This window comes from Nonomuraea sp. NPDC004186 (assembly GCF_053603495.1).
In genome coordinates, this window is sequence record NZ_JBSGFQ010000018.1 from 70,509 (window position 1) to 88,071 (window position 17,563).

Genomic DNA, 17,563 nt, shown 5'->3' on the forward strand with positions numbered 1-17,563 from the left:
ACGAAATCATAGACGGCCACACGAATAAGTGATTAGATCACTTGATATGTCCGAGGTAACGCGGCCGACGCTGTCCGACGCTCTGACCGAGCGCATGCTGGAGCTCATCCGTACGGGAGGGCACCGGCCGGGCGACAGGCTGCCCTCGACCAGGGAGCTCTCCCAGCGTTTCGCCGTCACCACCCCGACACTGCGCGAGGCGCTGCGCAGGCTCGAGGCCACCGGGGCCATCGAGATGCGGCACGGCTCCGGCATCTACGTCGGAACCGACATCGAGCGGGTCGTCCTGCCCAACCCCAACATGCGCGAGATGCACGCCGCCCAGCTCCTGGAGCTGCTCGGCGCGCGGATCGTGATCGAGCCGCCGCTCGCCGCGATGGCCGCGCACAACGCGGACTCCGAGGAGCTGGCCCCGCTCAAGCGGGTGCTCGAAGAGGCGGGCAGGCACCTGCGCGGCCACGACGCCCTCCTGCACGACGCGAACATGTCCTTCCACCGGGCGACGGCCCGGCTGGCCGGCAACAGCGTGCTGCACGAGGTCGTCGACTCGCTGCTCACCGTCCACGGACCCGAGCAGCAGGAGATCCTGCAGATCTTCGACGACCGGCGCCGCGACTACGACGAGCACCTGGCGATCCTGGAGGCCATCGAAGCACGCGACGCGGCGCAGGCCGAGGAGCGCATGCGGGCCCACCTGGTGGACGTCAAGACGGTTATAGAGCACAGGTTGCAATCACCCCTGACGTAAGACCCCTGAAGAAACAAGGAGGCCGGTCCATGTTCCGGTCACGTGTGGTCACGCTCGGCGTGGCGGCGCTCGTCCTGACCGCCTGCGGCGGAAACGGCGCCGAGACGCAGAAGAAGAGCGAGCTGACCCTGTACAACGACAAGGGCGCCTGGACGAAGTACTTCGACCAGATGGGCGCCCTGTCCAAGCAGAGCATCGGCCTGGGCATGAAGCCGACGGGATACACGGACTCGGCCCAATACCAGGCGTTCATCAAGGCGTCGTTCCGCACGAACGTCAAGCCTGACCTGTTCACCTGGCAGACCGGGGGGATGCTCGAAGAGATCGTCAAGCAGAAACAGGTGGCCGACACCACGGACATCTGGCAGCAGGCGATCCAGGCCGGCGATCTGTCGAAGGACCTCGCGCCGTACTACACGATCGACGGCAAGCAGTACTGCGTGCCGATGAACGTCGCGTACTGGGGCATGTTCTACAACAAAAAGATCTTCGACAAGTACGGGCTCACCGCGCCGAAGACGTGGGACGACCTGGTCAAGGTGGCCGACACGCTGAAGAAGAACGGCGTCAAGGCCTTCTACCACACCAGCGTGCTGTTCTCCTTCGTCTGGTTCGAGCAGCTCATGGCCGGCTCCGACCCCGACCTGTACGACCGCCTGTCCACCGGCAAGGCCAAGTACACCGACCCGGGCGTGGTCCAGGTGATGGAGAAGTGGAAGTCCCTCATCGACGCCGGATATTTCATCAACCCTGGCGACAAAACGGACCCGGGTGACGTGCTGAAGAACGGCAAGGCGGCGATGGTCTCCTTCGGCACCTGGTTCAACACCAGCATGACCCAGCGCAACATGAAGGCCGGCGAGGACTACGACTTCTTCGTCATCCCCAACGTCAACCCCTCGCTGCCCAAGACCTCGATGATCTTCGAGAGCGGTCCGCTCTGCTCGCTGACCAAGGGCGCCGACCCCGCCGCCAACCAGAAGTACCTCAAGTGGTGGACCACGTCGGAGGCGCAGGAGAAGTGGGCGAGCAGCAGGGGAGACGTGAGCGCCAACCCCAAGGTGAGCATCTCGGACAAGGCGCTCGGCACCGTCACGAAGGACGCGGGCAGCGGCCAGTACCGCCTGGTCAACCGGTACTTCGAGGCCACGCCGCCGCCGGTCCTGACGGCCGCGCTGGACGGGTTCGGCAAGTTCGTGACGGAGCCCGGCAGCTACAAGGAGGTCCTGGAGACCATCCAGAAGGCGGCTGATGAGTACTGGAGCACCCATCAGTGAGCACAAGGGCTCCCATACTCGGGCGGTTCGGGTTCGGCTATGTGGCGCCCGCGGTTCTGCTGGTCGCGGGGCTGCTCTACGCGCCGTTCCTGTGGACGGCCTACCTCAGCTTCACCCGCTATGACGGCCTGGAGCCGGCCCAGTGGATCGGCGCGCACAACTTCGGCAAGCTGCTCGACGACCCCGCCCTGCTCACCTCGATCCGCAACACGCTGCTCTGGGTCATCGGCACCATGGTGCTGCCCGTGGGGCTCGGCCTGCTGGTCGCGGTGCTGTCGTACGACATCAAGGGCGGCGTGTGGTTCCGGGTGCCGTTCCTGCTGCCGTACGCGCTGAGCGGCGCCGGCCTGGCCATGGTGTGGAGCCCGATCCTGTCGCACGACGGCATCGCCAACAAGCTGCTCGGCGTGGACACCGCGTTCCTGCAGGACGCGCCGGTCAACACGCTGGCGATGCTGCTGGTCTGGACGTGGCAGCAGCTCGGCGTCAACATGTTGCTGTTCGTGGTGGGGCTGCAGTCGATCCCGAAGGAGCCGATCGAGGCCGCCCGGCTCGACGGGGCCGGCGGGTGGCGGCTGTTCAGGTACGTCATCTGGCCGCTCATGAGGCCATTGACGGCGGTCGTGGTCGGGCTCGCGCTGGTGGCGAGCCTGAAGACGTTCGACATCGTGTGGGTGCTGACGCAGGGCGGGCCGGGGCGCAACTCGGAGACGCTGGCGGTGACCATGTACAAGGAGACGTTCGTGGCCAGCGACTACGGTTACGGCTCGGCCGTGGCGGTGATGCTGACCGTCGTCACGGGGCTGGCGTCCTACCTCTATCTCAAGCGGCAGGTGTCCCAGTGATCCGGCGTGCCGTCCTGGTCGTGCTCGGGCTGGTCTGGCTCGGGCCGACGTACCTGCTGCTCGTGAACGCCTCGCGCCCGGCCGCCTCGTACGATCCGGGCCGGGCGTGGGCGCCCTCGTCCGACTTCGCGCTGTTCGAGAACTTCGCGCGGGCGCTCGACAGCGCCAACCTGACGCAGAGCCTGGCCAGCACCGCGCTCTACGCCGTCGTCTCGCCGCTGCTCGGCGTGCTCATCGGGGCGCTGGCCGGGTACACGATCGTGGTGCTGCGGCTCCGGCACGGGTTCTTCTGGTTCATCCTGATCTTCGGCGGCACGGTCTTCCCCTCGCAGATGCTGCTGGTGCCGCTGTTCGTCGGCTACAGCGACGCCGGCCTGTACGACAGCCGCCTCGGCATGATCCTCATCTACACGGCGATCAGCGTGCCGCTCGCCGCCTTCGTGCTGCGCAACTTCTACACTGGCGTAGCGTTCTCGATCTTCGAAGCGGCCAGGATGGACGGCGCCTCCACCTGGCGCATCTTCTGGGGCATCTACCTGCCGATCTCGCTCAGCGCGCTGACGGCGGTGTTCATCCTGGAGTTCACCTTCGTCTGGAACGACCTCATCTTCGGTCTGACCCTGTCCCAGACCGAGGACGTGCGGCCGGTGATGACCGCCATCGCCGGCCTCATGACCGACGTGTACGCCGGGACGCCCGTGCCCGTCGGCCTGGCCGCGGGCCTTGTGGTCTCGCTGCCGACCGTCGTGCTGTTCCTCGCCACCCAGCGCCTCTTCGCCAGGGGCCTGTCTCTAGGGAGTGTTTGATGACGAGCCGGTTGCTCCAGCGGAGTCTGGGCAGTCCCGACTATGACGGGATCAGGCAGGCGCTGCGCGACGACACCTCGACACCGGTGATCAGCGTGCGCGGGCTGGAGGTTCGGGTCGCGGTGCTGCCGCTGTTCACCCATGACGGCCGGCAGGCGGTCAGGGTGTCGAGCACCGAGCCGCTGACCCACGTGCTGGTGGGCGTGGACAGCGCGTCGGGCAGCGACGTGACGCTGCTGGTGCCCGAGGTGGACGCGCCGCGCGCGTTCACGCTGGAGTGCCGCGACGACGCGGGGGTGGTCGGCACCGCGCAGGTCACGGTGACCCCGCAGCGCAAGTGGAGCGTGTTCGTCGTCCACCACTCGCACCTGGACATCGGCTACACCGACCCGCAGGGCACCGTGCTCCGCCACCACCTCGACTACCTGGACGCGGCGCTGCGGCTGGCCGAGGAGACCGCGTCCTGGCCGGACGACGCGAAGTTCCGCTGGTCGGTCGAGTCGTCGATGCCGGCGCTGAAGTGGCTGGCCGCGCGGCCGGCCGAGATGGTGGAGTCCTTCGCGCAGAAGGCCCGCGAGGGCGTGATCGAGGTGACCGCGCTGCCGTTCCAGCTCCACACGGAGGCGTGTTCGACCGAGGAGCTGCACCGCCAGCTCCGCTTCACCACCCAGCTGGAGCAGAAGTACGGCTTCGCCACCAAGTCCGCCATGCACACCGACGTGCCGGGCGCGGTCGTCGGCCTGGTGGACGCGCTGCACTCGCACGGCGTGCGTTACCTGGCCGCGGCGCACAACTGGGCCGGTCGCTCCGTGCCCTACCTGCACGGCGGCGACAAGCTGACCAGGCCGTTCCGCTGGCGGGCGCCGAGCGGCAACGAGATCATCGTCTGGTTCACGGACACGCCGCACGGCATGGCGTACATGGAGGGCAACACGGTCGGGCTGACCGACTCCTACGAGCTGGCCGACGACCTGCTGCCGCGTTACCTGTCGGCGCTGGCCACGCGCGGCTACCCGTACGGGCCGGGGACGTTCGGCTGGCAGGGGCCGGACGCGCCGAAGGAGCCGTACGAGCTGGACGTGCTGCACCTGCGCGTGCAGGGAGCGCACGCCGACAACGCGGGCCCGTCGATCGTGCCCGCGTCGATCGCGCGCCGGTGGAACGAGGAATGGGCCTACCCGCGCCTGCGCTCGGCCGTGAACAGCGACTTCTTCGAGCACGTCGAGGAGCGCTACCACGACCGGCTGGCCGTGCACGAGGGCGACTGGACCGACTGGTGGGCCGACGGGCTCGGCTCGGGCGCGCGCCCGCTCGGCTACGTGCGCCGGGCGCAGTCGGCCCTGCGGGTCGCCGAGACGCTGCACACGCTGGCCGGGGTGGACGCGACCGAGCAGGTGGACGCGGCCTACGACAAGGTCGCCCTGTTCAACGAGCACACCTGGGGCGCGGCCAACCCGTGGGAGGACGCCGAGGAGGCGGGCGACTCGGGCGGCCTGCAGTGGACGCGCAAGTCGTCCGGCGCCTACGACGCCCAGGACGACGCGGCCGACCTGCTGCACGCCGCGGTCCGCAGGTTCGGCGCCGCGCTGTCGGAGGCGGGCACCGAGGGCGGCGCGCTGGCCTCGTTCGCCGTCTTCAACCCCGGCACCTGGACGCGGACCGACGTGGTCCGCGCGTTCCTGCCGAGGGACGTGGTGGGCGTGGACGTGCCGATCGCGCTGGTGGACTCGCGGACCGGGGAGACGCTCCCGCACCACGAGGAGCTGGTGCACCCGGACGACTGGCCGACCCGGCCCATCGGGCGGCACGTCCACGCGGTCGTCCCCGGCGTGCCCGGCTACAGCTACGCCCGCCTCGACGTCGTGCCCGGCGTGAACCAGGCCCCCGAGCCGGTCGAGCTGGACCCGAGCGGGGTGATCGAGAACGAGTTCTACCGGGTGGCCTACGACGTCCGCGAGGGCTACGTCGGCTCGATCTTCGACAAGCGGGCCGGCCGCGAGCTGGTCAACGGTGACGCGGCGGCCGGTTTCGGCCAGTACGTCTACGACCAGTACGCCACCGCCCCGCATTTCAACCATTTGTCGGGACACGTCGGAGCGCACGACCGCACGCTCCTCGGCGACCGCGCCATCGGCAAGGGCGCCACGATCACCAAGGTCCAGCGCACGGCCGTCGGCGAGAAGCTGGTCGTCGAGCTGCACGGCAAGGGCGTCGACTGGATCCGCACGACGATCGAGCTGCACGCCGGCGTGCCCAGGGTCGACCTGACCTACCAGCTCGCCAAGCAGGGCACCCCGGCCAAGGAGGCCGTCTTCCTGGCCTTCCCGTTCGCCACCGGGCCGGCCACCGCCTGGGAGCTGACCGGCGGCGTCGGCGGTCCTGACGTGCCGCGCGTGCCCGGCTCGGCCGAGTACATGCTGCCGATCAGGCACTGGATCGCTTTCGAGGACCCCGAGCTGACCGTCGCCTGGGCCACGCTGGAAGCGCCGCTGGTGCAGCTCGGCACCATCCACATGCCGTACGCGCCGTTCCCGCCGACCCTCGACCAGGAGGACGGCACGGTCTATTCGTGGGCGCTCAATAACATCTGGGACACGAACTTCCCGGCCCAGCAGCAGGGCGAGACCACGTTCCGCTACGCCGTGACCTCGGAGGCCGGGGCCCAGGGCAGGCGGCTCGGCGCGGCGGTGGCCTCGGGGCTGACCGAGCCGTTCGTCGGCGCGCTCGTCACCGACAGCCCCGACGTCACCGAGACCTACGTGTCCGTCGACCACCCCGACGTGCTCGTCACGTCCCTCGGTCGGACGGGTGAGGAGCGCGTGGTGCGGCTGCAGTCGCTGGCCGCCGAGCCGGTCGAGGTGACGGTCGGCCTGCCGGGCCTGCGCTCGGCCCGCAGGCTCGATGTCGTGGACGAGACGGTCAAGGTACGGCTGCCCGCGTGCGGGGTGGCCGTTGTTTGGGGGACGTGTTCGTGAAGATCGTTGACATCAGGGCCACGACGGTCGCGGTCCCGCTGGAGGCGCCGCTGCGGCACAGCAACGGCGCCCACTGGGGCCGGTTCGTGCGCACGATCGTCGAGGTCGAGGCCGACAACGGGCTGGTCGGGCTGGGCGAGATGGGCGGCGGGGGCGAGAGCGCGGAAGCGGCGTTCCGGGCGCTCGTGCCGTACCTGAAGGACCATGATCCCTTCCAGCTGGAGGCGCTGCGCTTCAAGATCGCCAACCCGACGGCCTCGCTCTACAACAACAGGACGCAGCTCCTGGCGGCCATCGAGTTCGCCTGCATCGACCTCATCGGGCAGCACCTGGACGTGCCCGCGCACGACCTGCTCGGCGGGCGGATCCGCGACGCCGTGCCGTTCGCCTCGTACCTGTTCTTCCGGTACGCGGCCAAGGGGTACGGCGAGATCCGCACGCCCGACCAGCTCGTCGAGCACACCAAGCAGCTCAAGGCCGACCACGGGTTCACCGTGCACAAGCTCAAGGGCGGCGTGTTCCCGCCGGACCACGAGCTGGAGTGCTACCGGGCGCTGGCCGAGGCGTTCCCCGGCGACCGGCTCAGGTACGACCCGAACGCCGTGCTGTCGGTGGCCGAGGGGCTGCGCTTCGGCCGGGCCATCGAGGGGCTGAACAACGACTACCTGGAGGACCCCGTCTGGGGGCTCGAAGGGCTCAGGGCCATCCGCGAGCAGGTCAGGGTGCCGCTGGCGACGAACACCGTCGTCGTCAACTTCGAGCAGCTCGCCTCCAACGTCATGCGCAGGGCCGCCGACGTGGTGCTGCTGGACACGACGTTCTGGGGCGGCATCAGGCCGTGCGTGAAGGCGGCGGGGGTGTGCGAGACGTTCCAGCTCGGGGTGGCCGTGCACTCCTCGGGCGAGCTGGGCATCCAGCTGGCGACCATGCTGCACCTCGGCGCCGTGCTGCCGAACCTCACCTACGCCGCCGACGCGCACTACCACCAGCTCAGGGACGACGTGATCGAGGGCGGGAAGCTGGCGTACTCGGAGGGCGCCATCGCGGTGCCGTCCGGCCCCGGGCTGGGGGTGCGCCTGGATCCCGAGCGGGTCGCTCAGTACGCCGAGTTCTACCGGGAGACGGGCGGCTATCCGTACGACCGGGACCCCGGGCGGCCCGGCTGGTACGCCACTGTGCCGAACGAACGGTTCGCCGACCCCACCGTGTCCCTCGATATAGCTCCATAATTGGGCGACATGTCGGAAGAAACCCAGCCGGCCCCGCCGGCTGACAATCTCGTCACCACCTCGCACACGCTGCCGTCCGGGCAGGCGTACACCGCCACCACCGGCACCATGGTGCTGCGCGAGGAGGTGATCGACGACGGCAAGTTCGGGGGCCTGCGGCCCAAGGCCGAGATGTTCGTCACCTCGTACACGCTCGACGGGGCCGAGCCGCTGAGCAGGCCGGTCACGTTCGCGTTCAACGGCGGCCCGGGATCGTCGAGCGTGTGGCTGCACCTGGGCGTGCTCGGGCCGCGCCGGGTCGTGATGGGGGACGCGGGCGCGCTCCTGCCTCCCCCTTACGGGCTGGCCGACAACGAGGAGAGCCTGCTGAGCGTGAGCGACCTGGTCTTCATCGACCCGGTCTCGACGGGCTACTCGCGGGCGGCCGAGGGCGAGAAGCCGGAGCCGTACCACGGCTTCACCGGCGACATCGAGTCCGTCGGGGAGATCATCCGGTTGTGGACCACCAGGAACGGGCGGTGGATGTCGCCGAAGTTCCTGGCGGGGGAGTCGTACGGGACGGTCAGGGCGGCCGGGCTGGCGGACCACCTGCAGTCGCGGTACGGCATGTACCTCAACGGCGTGATGCTGATCTCCTCGGTGCTCGACTTCATCACCGGGGATTTCAACCAGGGCAACGACCTGTCCTACGCCCTCTACTTGCCGACTTATGCCGCTATTGCGCACTATCACGGGTTGCACGGTGACCGGCCGCTGCCCGACGTGCTGCGCGAGGCCGAGGCGTACGCCGAGCGCGACTACCCGTGGGCGCTGGCCCGCGGCAACCGCCTCACCGGTGAGGAGCGCTCGGCCGCCGTCTCCACGGTCGCCGCGCTGACCGGGCTGAGCGAGGACTACGTCGACCGCGTGGACCTGCGGATCGAGCACATCAGGTTCTTCACCGAGGTGCTGCGCTCGCGCCGCCAGGTGGTCGGCCGCCTCGACGGCCGGTTCACCGGCTGGGACCCCGACTCGGGGCGCGAGCACTTCTCCGCCGACCCGAGCATGAACGCGATCATGGGCCCCTACAGCGCCGCGCTCAACCACTACCTGCGCGCCGAGCTGGGCTACGCCAACGACCTGCCGTACGAGGTGCTCACGTCGCGGGTGCACCCGTGGTCGTTCAAGGAGTTCGAGGGCGCCCACGTCGCGGTGGTCGACAAGCTGGCCGACGCGATGCGGGCCAACCCGCACCTGCGCGTGCACGTGGCCTGCGGCTACCACGACGGCGCGACGCCGTACTACGCCGCCGAGCACGCGTTCGCGCACCTGCCCGTGCCCGCGGAGCTGGCCGCCAACGTCGAGTTCAGGTACTACGAGGCCGGCCACATGATGTACGTCCACGAGCCGAGCAGGCTCCGGCAGTCAGCCGACCTGGCCGCCTTCGTGCTCGGTCAGCAGGGCTGAGGCCCGGGCCAGGCGCTGTTTGAGGTTGTCGCGGAGCGCGGCGAAGCGGTCGGGGTTGTCCCGGACGACCGCCCGCTGGAGCTCCGCGTCGGCCGTGAACCAGGCCGCCACCAGGCCCGACGACCACTTGCAGGTCGTGTCGGCGGTCGCGGTCTGCTTCTCGTCCTCGCTGACGGCAGGCTTGTCCAGGTCCCAGCGGCTGTCGGCGATGGCGGCCTCGGGAGCCGGGTATGACTCGCCCGCCTGGCCCATGCACGTCTCCCAGCGCTTGGCGGCCGCCGTCACGGACGGATCCTTGGCGGCCTGCTCCAGCGTGAGCGAGTCCTGGAGGGCCAGCCACGGCCAGTCGGCCTTCGTCGAGCCCTTGTCCAGGGTGAGCGTGGCCCGGTCCAGGCAGCCGCGGTCGGCGGCGGTGCCGTACAGGCGGTGCCGGGCGGGTTTGGGGAGCTTGCCGGCCCAGGCGCCCGTGGTGTCGGGCGAGGGCGGCCGGGCGAGGTGATAGCCGTAGGTCCTGGCCGCCTCGATGTCGGCCACGCCGTAACGGCGGGAGTTGCCGGGGTCCACCGCGGCGAGGGCGGCGGCGTCCTCCGCGGGTGGGTCGATCGTGATGCCCTGCTTGCGCATGCACTGCACGACGAGTTGGTTGTGGGCGTTGCCCAGGACGGCCCGCTGCTCGGGAGTGGTCTTGTAGGCGTCGAACGGCAGCACCAGCTCCGACACCGAGGAGACGCCTTTCACCGGCGCTCGCGGCGCGGGCTCGTCGGCGGCGCAGGCCGTGACCGTGGTCAGCAGCAGTGCGCCCGCGAGGAGTCCGCGACAGCCGGTTTCCGGCGGCCAAGCCCGGAAACCGGCACTCCCGTTACTGCTCAGCGGCACCAGATGTCGAGCGCGCTGGCGCGGTTGTTGCCGATGGCGTTGTTCGCCAGGAAGCCGTCGTTCGAGTTGTGCATGAACGTGCTGTGGGCTCCCGTGTACCCCGGGTGCTGCCAGAGGGTGGCGCTGCAGCCGATGCGGTTCCTGACAGAGCTGGTCTCGTTGTCCATGGTCTCCCAGGAGTTGCTGAAGTCCCAGTTCAGCCAGTTGTTGTCGGCGAAGTCCGAGTCGTCCTCGATGAAGTCACGCCAGTGGTCGACCTGACCGCGGTTGTAGTCGAAGCTGGCGTACAGGCAGACTCGACCGCCGTAGCAGGTCGAGCGGGGGCTGGCCACCGCTGCGGTGGCCGGCACGACCGCGGTCAACAGCGCGGCCGCGGCGACGATGCCGGCGGCCTTTCTCGATAGCCTCACAGGTCTCTCCTCGGTGAGTCGTTTCGACCTCGTAACCTAACGTGCAAGATCGATCACGAGCCGCTATGACTCGCCGCACGATCAAGGGCTGCGCGCCCGCGGATCGGGTCGCGTGCCCGGCACGCCGAGGACCACTGGTATCAGTGGTACGACCTGCAAGTTCCTCGCGTTGACACAACACTTGCCAGCTTTGGTACGCCCCCAGGGGAACCTGTGGGCTATTCGGGAAGGGCAGCCGGATTCTGCGCGAGCAGGCCGCCGTCCACCCGGTGCTCGGCCCCGGTGATGAACGACGAGCGCGGCCCCGCCAGGAACGCCACCAGCTCGGCCACCTCCTCAGGGCGGCCCACCCGGCCCAGCGGGTGGGAGCGGCCCCACTGCGCGACCTGCTCCTCCTGCGACAGGTCGCCCCGCCACAGGTCCGCCGCCCAGCGCAGCATCGGGGTGTCCACCGAGCCCGGGCAGACCACGTTCACCCGGATGCCGTCGGCGGCGTGGTCGAGCGCCATGGCCCTGGTCAGGCCGTTGAGCGCGGCCTTGCTCGCGGTGTAGGCGGCCACCTGCGCCTGCGAGGAGAACGCCTGCACCGACGACATGATCACGATCGAGCCGCCGCCGCGGGCCCTCAGCTTGGGGACGGCCGCCTTGCAGGTGAGGTAGACGCCCTTGAGGTTGATGTCGAGCACCTCGTCCCAGACCTCCTCCGGGGTGTCCTCGACCGTGCCGTAGCGCTGCACGCCCGCGCAGGTGACGACGACGTCGAGCCCGCCGTACCTGGTCACGGCCAGGTCCACCAGGTCGCGCATGTCGCCGGCCCGGCGCACGTCGGCGACCACGCCGGTGACGCTCTCGGTATCGAGCGCCGCGTCCTTGTCGACCCCGCAGAACACCACGGATGCCCCGCCGTCGGCCAGCCGGTCCACCACGGCCCGCCCGATGCCCATCGAACCACCCGTGACCAGCGCCACTTTCCCGCTGAACTCACTCATGCGCCCTCCTTCGTCGGGCGCATGAGTGATTCACTACTGCGTCTAATTGTTCGTTTGCTACGCTCACTCACGCCAGAACCTCCGCGCGCATTCTCAACACCTTCGTCTCGTGCGGGCCCAGGACGAGGGCCGTGCCGTTGTCCACCGCGGCGGCCAGGCCGTCGGTCGGCATGCTGGAGAACGGTTCGAGCCCCAGCGTGTACGCCCGTCCCCACCAGGGGTAGCCGGTGGACGCGCCGAGCTCCTGCCACATCCACAGGTACGGCAGGAGAGTCGCATCCCACTCCACCCGCATACCGATATCCCCCGAAATTTCGTACCAACCCTCGTCGAAGCCCGTCAGGTAGACGATGTCGCTCGGCGACCCCGGCTCCTGCACCACGCTCAGGTCGGTCTCGCCGCCGCCGTCGGCCGGGACGACGGGCCACTCCCACGGCCCGCCTGCCCGGACCCGGCGGCCCGCCGGATTTATCGCGCTTTCGTGGGGGATCACCTTGACGCCTTCCGGCAGCCTGATCCGGGCGCCGGGACGCAGGAACGGCAGGCCGTACACGATGTGCTGCCCCCACATGGCGTGCAGCGGGAGATCGGCCTCGTTGGTGGCCCGGCCCTCGATCTCCAGCGCCGCCGTGCCCGACCTGAGCCTGAAGACCTTCTCCATCCGGTACGGGAGCCGCCGCGTCCGTACGCTGAGCCGTACCGCGACCTCCTCCTCGGAGTCGGCCACGACCTCGCAGCGCCACGGCAGCCCGGAGACCTCCCCGTGCTGCGCCAGCCGCGCGCCCCGATACTCGCTGGGCGCGCCGCCGTTCGGGAAGACCTCCTGCCAGCCGCCCTCGTAGTGGTCGATGAACTGGGCGACGTCGTCGGCCGCGCCCTGGAGGTGGTCGTGCGGGTTGCGCAGGCCCTGCGGGGAGAGCCAGACGAAGTCCGTGTCGGTGGGCTTGTGCAGAAATTCCAGCACATCGCCGCCTTTGTCCGGCAGGACGGTCACGCGTAGCCGCTCGTTCTCCAGCACGACCGCCCGCAGCCCGTCGATCGTGACGGGCCGCAGGCGGGCCGCCCAGTTACGCCTCACTGGAAGGTCACATCCAGGAATCTCGGCCGGTAGATGGTCACGTCCCGGTAGTGGTCGGTGTTCACGAAGCTGTTGACGTTATAGGAGATCACGAGACCGTTGCCCGCGACCTCGGGATGAGCGTGGGCGTTGTAGGTGAAGATGTTCCCCTTGGTCTCGGGGGTCGTGTAGACGTGCTGCTTGCCGGTGAACGGGCCGAACGGGGAGCACGAGGTGTAGGCCACGATGTTGGGGCTCAGCACTTCGGTCGTGTCATGCGTGATCAGGACATATCCGGATCCGACCTTGGTGACGCTGTACTCGTTCGCGACGCCGCTCATGACGCGCGCCGAGTCGGCCTCGTTCGGGGACCAGGTGCCGTCCGCCTTCAGGAACTCCCACGTGCCCAGCAGGCTCTGCCCGCTGACCCTGGCGACGTGCATGTACTTGGGGGAGCCGAGGTCCTCGACGCCGTACACGTAGGTGTATCCGCCGTCCTTCAGGATCGCGGAGGCCCACGCCACGCCGTGCCCGGACGGCAGGTCGGTGACGCTGACGGGCGCGTTCAGCCGGCCCGGGGCGAACCTGGCCACCACGTTCCGGTGCCAGCGCCAGTCCCACGCGCCGGTGCCGTAGCGCTCGTACTCCTGGTAGGTGACCTCCACGAGCCCGCCGGCCACCGTCGCGTCGCCGGCCCAGTACCAGTGGTTCTGGTCGCGCGGAGGCATGACGGCGGTCGGCGCGGCGGCGGTGCCGTCGTGGATCGTGGACAGCCTGCCGTCGCGCTCGACGGCGAAGGAGTTGTTCAGGAAGACCGTGTCCCCGCCCTCCCCGACCACGGGCGGGCGCGAGCCGTCGGCGTTCACCCGGCCGAGGAACGTGTCGGAGAAGATCCACAACTCCTTGCCGTTCGGCAGCTTGACCGAGTAGGTGCCGTCGGCGCCCGTCCAGTCGTCCAGCCGGCTGTTGTCGTTGCCGTAGTTGGTGAAAAGGCTGGTCAGGCGGGCGTCGGTCGTGGTTGCCTTGACGGTCGGGCCGCACGCGGCCTTCGGTGCGGCCGGTGGCTGCTGTTGCTGGGCCACCGAGGGGACGGGTTTGGGCGGGGCGGCCCAGGCTTGCTGCGGTACGGCCGTCAGGCCGGCCAACGCGATGGCGAGGGGTGCTAAGGCGGAGCGGAATCGCGTCATCACTCGTCCTTGGGGGAGGGAAGTTCCCTACAGTTCTAGTCATTAGATCACTTACTGTCTAGGGCCCTCTCACACTCGGCTGAATCAGATCGTTGGAGTTCGGAGGTGATCCTCAGCGAGCTGCACTAGGGTGAGTGACTTCCTGAAATATCCGTAAATATCCGTTATGGGGGTCGTATGCCGGTCACTCGCCGAGATCTGCTCAAGGTCGGCGCCGGAGCCGCGGCGGCGGCTCTGGCAGGCACGGAGACGGCGGCGGCCGCCGCCTCCGCAGCGGGCCGGTTCGACCTGGCGGCGCCCGCCGACCAGCTGATCTGGAAGAAGGCGCTGTACGACGAGACCGTGCTGCAGTCGTTCGCCTTCGACAACACCCACGGGCACATCTACCTGGCCCAGCTGAAGAACGGCTCGGGCTCGGCGGCGGCCGGGGATCTCTGCGTGACCAAGCTGAGCCTGTCCGGATCGGTGCTCGGCCACATGTACCTCAAGGGCTTCGGCCACGGCGTGCAGATCGGCGTCGAGCCGTCGGGCAGCTCCGCCTACCTGTGGACGGAGACCGACGCGGTCGCCGACGGCTCGGGGAACGCGTGGGGGCGGAGGCTGGCGAGGTTCAAGTTCGTCAACGGCCAGACGCTCACGCCGTCGTCCTCGGCGCTCACCAAGTACACCCTGATCTCGGGCGCGACCAGCACCACCTGCGCCATCGACCCGTCCACCAACCGGCTGATCATGCGCTGCCGGGTCGGCGGCCAGGCGCGGTTCGTGGCGTACTCGCTGGCGGCGGTCAAGGCGGGCACGGCCAAGAAGCTGTACGACGTCGCGCAGCCGTCCGGCCTGGGCGTCTTCCAGGGCTACACGGCTTACGGCAACTACCTCTACCTGCTCGACGGCACGGCCTACGGCTCCTCCAACCCCGCGCCGGGCAACACGTACATCACCTGCGTCGACCTGCGCACGGGCGCCAAGGTCCAGCGCTCGCTCAGCCAGGCGGGCAAGTCCCTGGACTACCGCGAGCCGGAGGGCATGGCGATCCAGATCGTCTCGGGACGGCCCAGGCTGTGCCTCGGCCTCGCCTCGGGCGTCGCGGGGGCCCGCAAGGCCAGCATCTTCTACAAGTCCGCCCTCGTCTGAGGAGACGGCCCTTCTGCGCGGTGTCGCGGCCGGCTGAGCGGCGGAAAATGTGGTGACCGCGCCGGAAGGGGCCCGGTAGCCTGCCGGGATGGGCCACGTCGAAGTAGGACATCTCACGTACGTGCTGCCCGACGGGCGGCCCCTGCTCAACGACGTGTCCTTCCGGATCGGCGAAGGCGTCAAAGCGGCGCTCGTCGGGCCCAACGGCGCGGGCAAGACCACGCTCATGCGGCTGATCGCCGGTGACCTCCAGCCGGTCGACGGCAGCGTGGCGAGCTCCGGCGGGCTGGGCGTGATGCGGCAGTTCATCGGCAGCGTGCGCGACGGGAGCAGCGTGCGCGACCTGCTGCTCGGCGTCGCCCCGCCGGCGGTGCGCAAGGCGGCCGAGCGGCTCGACGCGGCCGAGCTGGTCATGATGGAGCGCGACGACGAGAAGACGCAGATGCGTTACGCGCAGGCCATCAGCGACTACACCGACGCGGGTGGCTACGACATCGAGGTGTTGTGGGACACGTGTACGGTGGCCGCGCTCGGCGTCTCGTACGAAAGGGTGAAATATCGGGACGTGTCCACGCTGTCCGGCGGCGAGCAGAAGCGGCTCGTCCTGGAGGCGCTGCTGCGCGGCCCCGACCAGACGCTGCTGCTCGACGAGCCCGACAACTACCTCGACGTCCCCGGCAAGGAGTGGCTGGAGCAGCAGCTCAGGGAGACGCCCAAGACCGTGCTGCTGGTCAGCCACGACCGCCAGCTCCTGGCGAACGCGGCCGACCGCATCGTGACCGTCGAGTCCGGCAACATCTGGATCCACGGCGGCGGGTTCGGCACGTACGCCGAGGCCCGCAAGGCCCGCAACGAACGCCTCGACGAGCTGCGCAGGCGCTGGGACGAAGAGCACGCCAAGCTCAAGGCCCTGGTCAACATGCTCAAGAACAAGGCGAGATACAACGACGGCATGGCCGCCCCCTACCACGCCGCCCAGACCCGGTTGCGCAAGTTCGTGGAGGCGGGCCCGCCCGAGACGCCCCCCAACGACCAGAACATCAAGATGCGCCTCAGGGGAGGCCGCACCGGCAAGCGCGCGATCATCTGCGAGGTGCTCGAGCTCACCGGTCTCATGAGCCCGTTCGACCTGGAGGTCTGGTACGGCGAACGCGTCGCGGTCCTCGGCTCCAACGGCTCGGGCAAGTCCCACTTCCTGCGCCTGCTGGCCGGAGAGCCGGTCAACCACGAGGGGGTCGCCAAGCTCGGCGCCCGCGTGGTCCCCGGCCACTTCGCCCAGACGCACGCCAGGCCCGACCTGCTCGGCCGCACCCCGGTCGAGATCGTCATGACCGAGCACGCCAAGCTCAAGAACGAGGCCATGAAGACGCTGGCCCGCTACGAGCTGGCGGGGCTGATCGCCGAACAGCGGTTCGACACGCTCTCCGGCGGGCAGCAGGCCCGGCTGCAGATCCTGCTGCTCGAACTGTCCGGGGCCACGTTGCTGCTGCTCGACGAGCCGACCGACAACCTCGACCTGGCCAGTGCGGAGGCGCTGCAGGCCGGCCTCGACGCGTTCGACGGCACGGTCGTGGCGGTCACCCACGACCGCTGGTTCGCCGCCGACTTCGATCGCTACCTGGTCTTCGGCTCCGACGGCACGGTCTACGAGTCGTCCGAGCCCGTTTGGGACGAGGCCAGGGTCGTACGTCCCCGTTAAAGAGTTGGTACGCCTGGCGCGTGTCCTCTGCCAGCCGTGCCCATGCACGGGTTATCACGGCAAAGTGATCCCGCGCAGCCGAACCGTCAGCCTGCTCGCACTCTGCGCACTCGGGGCGATCTGCCTCTCCGGGTGCGCGAGCGAGAAGCGACCCGTGCAAGAGCTCAAGCCCCTTGCGCTCAAGGAGCAGGTCTCCAATATCGTCAAATCCGCCGACGGGTACGCCGTCACCTGGGCGGGTGTGCTCAGCAACGCCAACCCGTGGCACTTCGGCGAGCACGTGGTGGCCACGATCGTCGGACACGACGCCAAGGGCACCGAGGTGGTCAGGATGGACCAGCCGCTCGACGCCGTGCCGCCGGGCGGTTCGCTGGCCTTCACCGGCCAGGCCACCGCATCCGAGAAGCCGGCGAAGGTGACGATCCAGTACCGTCCCGCGCGCTGGCGGGCGGCGGCGCGGATTCCCTCCGCGTTCCAGCGGTTCCCTGTGAGCCGAGTCCAGACATTGCCCCAGAAAGACGGCTCATACCTTATTACTGGATATGTCGGCAATCCCTATCAAATGTCGGCCAGCAGCCTCGTCGTGAACGCGCTGCTGCGCGACAAAGCGGGCAAACTCCTCGGCGGCGGGAGCACATTCGTGGACGATGTCAAAGCCGGAAGCCCGCCGCGATTCATCCTCACCGTGTCAGGGCTGCCCCAAGGGACAAAGGTCGCGAGGACCGACATCACGGCCAGGACCTGGGGCTCGACCGGCCGTCCCTACGAGGAGCTGGCGCTCGCCGGAGCCGCACCGGTCCATACCGTCAAGCCGGTGACCGAGCCGTTCTCGGTAGACCGGAGCACACAGGTCGTGTCGGAGCATAAACAATGAATTGGGTAAAATCC

General features: G+C 69.1%; 15 protein-coding genes. 10 read left to right on the plus strand and 5 right to left on the minus strand.

The annotated features are described in order from the left end of the window. Nucleotides 1-46 precede the first annotated feature (46 nt). The 7 genes from ACWEPL_RS17325 to ACWEPL_RS17355 are packed head-to-tail and all read left to right on the plus strand — an operon-like array spanning nt 47 to nt 9,326. Nucleotides 47-748 (plus strand): FadR/GntR family transcriptional regulator, encoded by a 702-nt coding sequence (locus tag ACWEPL_RS17325; protein ID WP_363977634.1) that lies wholly within the window; start codon nt 47-49, stop codon nt 746-748. Between the two features lie 29 nt (nt 749-777). Further along, on the plus strand, nt 778-2,025 hold the full coding sequence (locus ACWEPL_RS17330; RefSeq protein WP_355193515.1) for an ABC transporter substrate-binding protein: 1,248 nt from the start codon (nt 778-780) through the stop codon (nt 2,023-2,025). Then, nucleotides 2,022-2,870 (plus strand): carbohydrate ABC transporter permease, encoded by an 849-nt coding sequence (locus tag ACWEPL_RS17335; protein ID WP_452436750.1) that lies wholly within the window; start codon nt 2,022-2,024, stop codon nt 2,868-2,870. The genes ACWEPL_RS17330 and ACWEPL_RS17335 overlap by 4 nt, the downstream gene beginning before the upstream one ends. Further along, nucleotides 2,867-3,676: a carbohydrate ABC transporter permease gene (locus tag ACWEPL_RS17340; protein ID WP_363977641.1), complete on the plus strand. Its 810-nt coding sequence runs from the start codon at nt 2,867-2,869 to the stop codon at nt 3,674-3,676. Before ACWEPL_RS17335 ends, ACWEPL_RS17340 begins: the two co-directional genes overlap by 4 nt. Continuing rightward, nucleotides 3,676-6,651, plus strand: coding sequence for a glycoside hydrolase family 38 N-terminal domain-containing protein (locus ACWEPL_RS17345; RefSeq protein ID WP_452436751.1), 2,976 nt, complete (start codon nt 3,676-3,678; stop codon nt 6,649-6,651). The genes ACWEPL_RS17340 and ACWEPL_RS17345 overlap by 1 nt, the downstream gene beginning before the upstream one ends. Beyond that, nucleotides 6,648-7,880: an enolase C-terminal domain-like protein gene (locus tag ACWEPL_RS17350; protein WP_363977647.1), complete on the plus strand. Its 1,233-nt coding sequence runs from the start codon at nt 6,648-6,650 to the stop codon at nt 7,878-7,880. Before ACWEPL_RS17345 ends, ACWEPL_RS17350 begins: the two co-directional genes overlap by 4 nt. A 9-nt stretch (nt 7,881-7,889) precedes the next feature. Continuing rightward, nucleotides 7,890-9,326 (plus strand): S10 family peptidase, encoded by a 1,437-nt coding sequence (locus tag ACWEPL_RS17355; protein ID WP_363977650.1) that lies wholly within the window; start codon nt 7,890-7,892, stop codon nt 9,324-9,326. Here the strand turns inward: ACWEPL_RS17355 and ACWEPL_RS17360 are convergent. From ACWEPL_RS17360 to ACWEPL_RS17380, 5 genes are all read right to left on the minus strand, one after another. Beyond that, nucleotides 9,285-10,064, minus strand: a complete 780-nt coding sequence (locus tag ACWEPL_RS17360) for a hypothetical protein (RefSeq protein WP_363977653.1) — start codon at nt 10,062-10,064, stop codon at nt 9,285-9,287. The two genes, ACWEPL_RS17355 and ACWEPL_RS17360, sit on opposite strands and share 42 nt — an antisense overlap. Before the next feature lie 128 nt (nt 10,065-10,192). Next, nucleotides 10,193-10,612: a peptidase inhibitor family I36 protein gene (locus ACWEPL_RS17365; protein WP_363977656.1), complete on the minus strand. Its 420-nt coding sequence runs from the start codon at nt 10,610-10,612 to the stop codon at nt 10,193-10,195. Between the two features lie 218 nt (nt 10,613-10,830). Continuing rightward, nucleotides 10,831-11,601 (minus strand): SDR family NAD(P)-dependent oxidoreductase, encoded by a 771-nt coding sequence (locus tag ACWEPL_RS17370; protein ID WP_363977659.1) that lies wholly within the window; start codon nt 11,599-11,601, stop codon nt 10,831-10,833. A 67-nt stretch (nt 11,602-11,668) separates the two neighbouring features. Then, nucleotides 11,669-12,679, minus strand: coding sequence for a DUF4432 family protein (locus ACWEPL_RS17375; RefSeq protein ID WP_452436752.1), 1,011 nt, complete (start codon nt 12,677-12,679; stop codon nt 11,669-11,671). Beyond that, nucleotides 12,676-13,845: a DUF4185 domain-containing protein gene (locus ACWEPL_RS17380; protein ID WP_363977665.1), complete on the minus strand. Its 1,170-nt coding sequence runs from the start codon at nt 13,843-13,845 to the stop codon at nt 12,676-12,678. Before ACWEPL_RS17380 ends, ACWEPL_RS17375 begins: the two co-directional genes overlap by 4 nt. A gap of 177 nt (nt 13,846-14,022) precedes the next feature. Between ACWEPL_RS17380 and ACWEPL_RS17385 the strand changes: the two genes are divergently transcribed. From ACWEPL_RS17385 to ACWEPL_RS17395, 3 genes are all read left to right on the plus strand, one after another. After that, a complete protein-coding gene (locus ACWEPL_RS17385; protein ID WP_452436753.1) occupies nt 14,023-14,976 on the plus strand; it encodes a phage baseplate protein in 954 nt (317 codons plus the stop codon). Nucleotides 14,977-15,064: 88 nt separating this feature from the next. Continuing rightward, nucleotides 15,065-16,675, plus strand: a complete 1,611-nt coding sequence (locus tag ACWEPL_RS17390) for an ABC-F family ATP-binding cassette domain-containing protein (RefSeq protein ID WP_452436754.1) — start codon at nt 15,065-15,067, stop codon at nt 16,673-16,675. Between the two features lie 154 nt (nt 16,676-16,829). Next, nucleotides 16,830-17,549: a hypothetical protein gene (locus tag ACWEPL_RS17395; RefSeq protein WP_452436755.1), complete on the plus strand. Its 720-nt coding sequence runs from the start codon at nt 16,830-16,832 to the stop codon at nt 17,547-17,549. Nucleotides 17,550-17,563: the final 14 nt, after the last annotated feature.

Coding starts and splice junctions, on each gene's coding strand:
- ACWEPL_RS17325 (WP_363977634.1), top strand. CDS start 47: ATGTCCGAGGTAACGCGGCCGACGCTGTCCGACGCTCTGACCGAGCGC.
- ACWEPL_RS17330 (WP_355193515.1), top strand. CDS start 778: ATGTTCCGGTCACGTGTGGTCACGCTCGGCGTGGCGGCGCTCGTCCTG.
- ACWEPL_RS17345 (WP_452436751.1), top strand. CDS start 3,676: ATGACGAGCCGGTTGCTCCAGCGGAGTCTGGGCAGTCCCGACTATGAC.
- ACWEPL_RS17355 (WP_363977650.1), top strand. CDS start 7,890: ATGTCGGAAGAAACCCAGCCGGCCCCGCCGGCTGACAATCTCGTCACC.
- ACWEPL_RS17370 (WP_363977659.1), bottom strand. CDS start 11,601: ATGAGTGAGTTCAGCGGGAAAGTGGCGCTGGTCACGGGTGGTTCGATG.
- ACWEPL_RS17380 (WP_363977665.1), bottom strand. CDS start 13,845: ATGACGCGATTCCGCTCCGCCTTAGCACCCCTCGCCATCGCGTTGGCC.
- ACWEPL_RS17385 (WP_452436753.1), top strand. CDS start 14,023: ATGCCGGTCACTCGCCGAGATCTGCTCAAGGTCGGCGCCGGAGCCGCG.
- ACWEPL_RS17390 (WP_452436754.1), top strand. CDS start 15,065: ATGGGCCACGTCGAAGTAGGACATCTCACGTACGTGCTGCCCGACGGG.